The following is a 5,393-nucleotide window of genomic DNA, read 5'->3' as shown; positions in this document are numbered from 1 at the left end:
GGATGTCAATGAATCAATTAAAGCACTATGGAGAAAAACTATATTAAAAGCAACAAATGATCCTAATGCGAACTTTAATACGTTTTTGAAAAAGAACGAAGAGATAATAGCAGCTATATTAAGGAATGCCACTTTGGAAATGAATTCACGAAATACATTGCCTGCTGGAAATTTAAATGGTGTTTCTATTAGAGAAACCTTTGAATCACATGGAATTCAAATTCAAACAAGTAGCCAAAATTATAGGCCTGATATACTTGATGGAATCAAGGAGAATAGGAATAATTTGGCACATGGATCAGTATCATTTGTTGATGCAGTGAGGTCAGATAGTATCTCTGATATTAGAAGAAATGAAAAATTTGTAGTTGCTTTCTTAGAAGAATTGATTGATACTGTGACAACTTACATAAATGAGCAAAGATATAAGATGGCATGAATGTGTGAGAGAAGAACTTAGATTTACAAGAAAGCAGATTCAGAATTCTATAAAATAGTTACAGGAAGAAGGGGTGTTGGTAAGAGAGGGGACAACAGATAGGAACAGTGGATTATTAAAAAATAAATGGATGTGAGTATACAAATAATTAAAAGGGTGCACGTTTTTGATTTTATATGCTATACTTAGTCCATGGCAACATTCTGGCAACAGTTCATCAGAAAGCCAGTGGAAATTATGTAATAGAAATAAAAACAAGGCATATTGCAGGAAAAACTTTAATTAATTCCGTTAAGTTTTGGCGTGACAGAGCCGAGTTTGAATAGTAGGCGGTGGGCCAGAAAGCCTTATTTTACGGGGCTTCCGGGCTTCGGCCTTTGAAAATTGCATTTTTATTGCATTTTTCTAATTCACCTGCTTATGATACTCAGCTGTGAACTGATTGCTTGTGTAATCAGCCACACTTTCTGTTGCAGGTGTATAGGTAAGTTTTCCTGTCAGCTTCTTTGCTACTTCAAAGTTGCTGTTTGGATATAAATGCCCATAGGTTCCCAAAGTCGTTTGGATTTTTTCGTGTCCTAAACGGTCTTTGATAATTAATGGGTTTTCTCCCATGCTGATTAACAGGGAAGCGTGGGAATGCCGTAAGGCATGAATTTTAATACGGTGGACACCAGCAAGATTTGCCAGCTTTTCGAGGGCTCTTGGCAGAGTTGTCTTGCTGGTGGGCGTTCCGTTATAGCTTAATATAAAATTACATTTCGGTAGAACTTTCTGTTGAACTTCTTTCCATTCTTTCAGCTCTTTAAGCGTATCATCATCTATAACGATATCCCGTATACTAGCCTGCGTTTTTGTCTCTACAAATTTGTAGTCGGTCATGGTTTTGTAGTAAAGATTTTTGTTGATGCTGAGAATACCTGTTTCAAAATCAATATCTGACCATTGCAGAGCCGCAGCTTCTCCGATTCGCATTCCAGTCATAAATAACAACCAGTAAGAAATGAACAAGTAGTGTTCATAGTAATCTCCCTTATACAGTAGAGAAATGACTTTCTGGAATTCTTCCAGTGTCCAGAAATCAATTTTCGGTTTTCTGCTTTTGACATTTCCGATCATTCTGGCCGGATTTTTCTTTGCAAGTCCCAGAACGATAGCTCTGTCAAATGCGACTGCAAGCATTCCCTGTATAATCCTCACATAATTTGGGCTGTAGTTTTTTGCCAGTTTTAATTGCCAGTTTTGCACATGAATTGGCTCAATTTTGTCAGTATTCATCTTATAGAAATAGGCAAAGTGTTTTTCAATGGTAGCATACCTGTTCTTGTATGTACTTTCTTTTACCTGGGTTTTATACCAGGGAAGATAAATCTCCTGAATAAATTTTTTGAAAGTCACTTCCTCTTTCTTTTCCGTAAGTTCATCTGGTGTAGACAGAATAAGCTTTGAATATTCTGCCCGAGCCTCTTTCTTTGTTGCAAATCCACTGCGATACTTTTGTATTTGTTTCCCGGTTACAGGGTGTTTCCCTAAGTTCGCCCTGAAATAATAGGTTCCGTTAGTTGCTTTCTTGATTGGATCTTTTGCCATGGTTACACTCCTTCTCTAATGCAAGAAGTACACTTAGTTTTCAGTATCTGGCAAAGTGATTCCCAATAATTCCTCAACCGCTTCCTTTGGTACCCTGTCCAGTTTCTTTGATTGATAATAAGTATGGCCTTTGGCAATCATCAGCTTTTTCGCTTCCCGGATAATGTCTGCTGAAAAAGAAGGACCATAACCTAACTTTATCAAATCACTTTTTGTTACTGTAATCATTCTACTCCTTTCTATGGACAGGATAAAACTTCAATACCTGTCCATTATTATATCAAGTTTAGAGTAATTTTACTATTGTAAAATAGCCTGACGAAAAATGGTGTAAATCTCCCAGAAGCCAGTTCCTGCGCCCTTTCCGGCCACGTATAAGGCGTTACTATGTAATCTTAAAGCTGCAGGCACGCAATAAACGCAAGCACTATCTGCAGCACCTATATCAATCTCCTGAGAGGTGTATGTAATTATCAAAGTACAACTTGGGTCTTGCCCATTTACTTAGAAATAGTCATGGAATTTTAAATATTGGAAAAAAAGCAGAAAAAAAGCTGCCATAATACAGGCAGCCGATAAGACATTAAGAATGTTTTTCAGTTAATCGTTTGAGAATAGAGAGGATGGCCAGCATATCGTCTTCGTCCAATTGCTTTAATAATTCATTGGCTTTTTGATACAGAGGCAGATCATGAAGCCTTTCATCAAAGAATTCCTGAGGTGTGATTTCAAAATAGCGGCAAATTTCATAGAACTGGCTCATGGAAGGCAGAGAACGTCCGGAACTGATATTCTGGATGTAACTTTTATTTTTACCAAGATCAAGACTCATCTGGTATTCCGAAATATCTTTTTTTAAGCGCAGTTCGGTAATGCGTTCTGCAATAAATTTTTCATCCATCTGTCACACCTCCATTTTCCTTCATTTTAAACTATTTACGAAAGTGAAATTGCGGATTAAAATAGGTGTATTAAGGATATAAAGAACAATATTATTGATTGTAACCGTAATTTACGGATACAATACATTACATCAAGTAAAATGGTGAGCTTTTGGCGTGTTACAGACGTAAAAAGCAAGATAAAAAATGTGTTGCTTATATGATTTCGGGGTATGATGTAATAGAGGTGAGTCAGATGAAAGTAATCGGAACAGAACAGGAAATCAAATGGATTAAAGAAGCCTTGCAGAATAACTGTGAGGGATGTCCCCTTTCTGCATTGTGTGCAGGAGCTGCTAAGAAAGACAGTGAGCAGTACGGAAAGGTAAAACAAACATGTAAAGAATTCCTGGGTGAGCATATTGTTTTTATCACAGAAAACAATATATAGTATATACAGAATTGACACAAACAATATCTTGTGCTACTATACTGATATAGTTTATTTTTTATGCATTCCCTTGTAGGGAAGTTCTGGGATTGTGCGAATCCCGGAATCAACAGGCAGACAAAAACTTCCTGTCTGGCATAAGCTGTTTATGTTTGTATAAAGTGTCACTATGCGGTGTGTATCGCAGTAGTGATGCTTTTTGTTTTATTAGGTAAAATACCAGAGATTTAGGAATGAATGGAGAAATACTCTTTTCATTCCTTTTTTTTGTTTAATGGCAGATGGAGCAGCCACAATCAGCTTTGAGCTGTTTATGGATAAAACTTATTTTAAGAAAGGTGGAAAGACACATGAATGAAACAAGAATTTTTGCAGATGCGTATCAGACGACGTTTGCAGACCCAAAGGAGATGCTGGAATTTTTGGCACAGAGAGCAAAAGAATCATCCTGGATCCGTAAGCCTACAAGAACACTGCGACTGGTTCCGGCTATTCAGGAAGCGGGTAAAATGAAGGACACAGTAGGAAAGAATTGGGAGGAGATTCTGGAGGATACTGAGAATAATACCCAGCTTGCCTTAAAAATTAAGGGTGAGACCTATCCGGTGCGTACCTGTGCAATCCGGACAATTCTGGATCGGGCAGGAATTTCTGGCTCGGGGCTTAGGAAACTGGAAACAGCAAATTATACGAAGGTAGTGAATTATTGCCTGAAGGTAGCGAAAGGGGATGCTCTGATTAAGATTGCAGATGGAAAAGTATCTGCAGTTCACGGCGGAGATCACCACGATTACAGCATATTGGATATGCGGGCAGTATTTGAAATGACCATGCAGTTTCTGAATACCAATTTTCCGGGAAACAGTTACGTGGAAGGTTCCGGAATGTTCGATCATTCCATTGTTTCCGCAATGTGGGAACTTGGTGGAAATCAGGAACTTCTGGATACTTACAGGGAGGCTTTAAGTGATCATGGCATCAGCGATAATATCATTGCACCCGCTGTAAGGCTTACGACATCAGATGTTGCAGTAAGCGGTGCAAATCTGTATCCGATGCTGACCTGCTCCAGCAGTGGCAGGACGATCAGTCTTGGCAGTCCAATTAAACTGGCGCATACCGGCGGTGCTGATATGACACAGTTTCTGGCAAATTTAAGAATGCTCTGTTCCAGATATCAGGATGCGATTTCAGATATAACAAAATTGATGGATATTGAAATCCGTCATCCGCTGAATTGTATTCGTTTATTGATGAAACGCCTGGGAATCCGAAAAAAATTGATCAATGATGTGGCGGAAATGTTCGAGTTCCAGAAAGGAAACGGACCCTGTACTGCACATGACCTTTATTTTGCAATGAACGAAGCATCGTTTTTTGCAGCCTGTGAAGGGATGCAGGGAGCAGCAATCATTAATCTGGAAGAACAGATTACCCGTGCATTGGCTTTAGACTGGAAAGAGTTTGATGTAGGTGGAGCAATCAAATGGTAAGGTAATAAGAAAAATCAGAAGGAGGGAATAAAGAATGACAGGACTGAATTTGAATTATGAACCGGAGATTGTAGTGGATATCAGTGAACTTACGAGAGAGGAATGGCTTGATTACCGTAAAAAGGGAATTGGCGGCAGCGATGTAGCCGCCATCATGGGAATCTCCCCGTTTGCGACGATCCGGGATCTATATAACAACAAGGTGGGAATACTGCCTGCTATCCCGAAGGAAGAAGAAAGTAACTGGGTTGCAAAGGAAGTCGGACATCGGCTGGAAGATCTTGTAGCAGAGATTTTTGTCAGAAAGACAGGACTGAAGGTATTTCCGGTAAGAAAAATGTTCCGGCATCCCCTGTATCCGTTCATGCTTGCAGATGTGGATTTTTTTATTTTATTTCCCGATGGTACATACGGAATTCTTGAATGTAAGACCTGTAATTACAATGCAAGTAAGAAATGGGATGATGATGCAATTCCGGATAATTATGTGCTCCAGGTCAAACATTATCTGTCGGTCATGAACATGCAGAAAGCTTATA

At 38.9% G+C, this 5,393-nt stretch carries 7 protein-coding genes; 4 read left to right on the top strand and 3 right to left on the bottom strand.

Annotated elements, in window-relative coordinates:
* Positions 1-439: MAE_28990/MAE_18760 family HEPN-like nuclease (locus JQM82_RS14205; protein WP_235251054.1), on the top strand; the 439-nt coding region annotated here is incomplete at its 5' end.
* Positions 440-844: 405 nt separating this feature from the next.
* Here the strand turns inward: JQM82_RS14205 and JQM82_RS14200 are convergent.
* The 3 genes from JQM82_RS14200 to JQM82_RS14190 form a co-directional block, all read right to left on the bottom strand.
* The gene (locus JQM82_RS14200; RefSeq protein WP_235251053.1) at positions 845-2,029 is read right to left on the bottom strand and encodes a site-specific integrase; all 1,185 of its coding nucleotides are present in this window, start codon (positions 2,027-2,029) and stop codon (positions 845-847) included.
* Between the two features lie 33 nt (positions 2,030-2,062).
* On the bottom strand, positions 2,063-2,257 hold the full coding sequence (locus tag JQM82_RS14195; RefSeq protein ID WP_154322052.1) for a DUF3173 domain-containing protein: 195 nt from the start codon (positions 2,255-2,257) through the stop codon (positions 2,063-2,065).
* A 355-nt stretch (positions 2,258-2,612) separates the two neighbouring features.
* Complete coding sequence (locus JQM82_RS14190) at positions 2,613-2,930, bottom strand: helix-turn-helix transcriptional regulator (protein WP_235251052.1); 318 nt, start codon at positions 2,928-2,930, stop codon at positions 2,613-2,615.
* A 236-nt stretch (positions 2,931-3,166) separates the two neighbouring features.
* Here JQM82_RS14190 and JQM82_RS14185 point away from each other — a divergent pair, with 236 nt between their 5' ends.
* The 3 genes from JQM82_RS14185 to JQM82_RS14175 form a co-directional block, all read left to right on the top strand.
* Entirely contained in the window at positions 3,167-3,361 is a 195-nt protein-coding gene (locus tag JQM82_RS14185; protein ID WP_235251051.1) for a 2-ketoisovalerate ferredoxin oxidoreductase, read from the top strand.
* 350 nt (positions 3,362-3,711) lie between these two features.
* Entirely contained in the window at positions 3,712-4,854 is a 1,143-nt protein-coding gene (locus JQM82_RS14180; RefSeq protein WP_235251050.1) for a transposase, read from the top strand.
* 34 nt (positions 4,855-4,888) lie between these two features.
* A partial coding sequence (locus tag JQM82_RS14175) for a YqaJ viral recombinase family protein (protein ID WP_235251049.1) occupies positions 4,889-5,393 on the top strand: 505 nt, incomplete at its 3' end.

Origin of the sequence: Faecalicatena contorta (genome assembly GCF_021531995.1) — a bacterium.
GTDB classification, from domain to species: Bacteria; Bacillota; Clostridia; order Lachnospirales; family Lachnospiraceae; genus Dorea_A; species Dorea_A contorta_A.
Note: the sequence above shows the minus strand (reverse complement) of the source record. Positions and strands in the feature narration are given on the sequence as shown.

Excerpts from the sequence above, each read along its gene's own strand:
- JQM82_RS14185 (WP_235251051.1), top strand. The coding sequence starts at position 3,167 with ATGAAAGTAATCGGAACAGAACAGGAAATCAAATGGATTAAAGAAGCC.
- JQM82_RS14190 (WP_235251052.1), bottom strand. The coding sequence starts at position 2,930 with ATGGATGAAAAATTTATTGCAGAACGCATTACCGAACTGCGCTTAAAA.
- JQM82_RS14195 (WP_154322052.1), bottom strand. The coding sequence starts at position 2,257 with ATGATTACAGTAACAAAAAGTGATTTGATAAAGTTAGGTTATGGTCCT.
- JQM82_RS14200 (WP_235251053.1), bottom strand. The coding sequence starts at position 2,029 with ATGGCAAAAGATCCAATCAAGAAAGCAACTAACGGAACCTATTATTTC.
- JQM82_RS14180 (WP_235251050.1), top strand. The coding sequence starts at position 3,712 with ATGAATGAAACAAGAATTTTTGCAGATGCGTATCAGACGACGTTTGCA.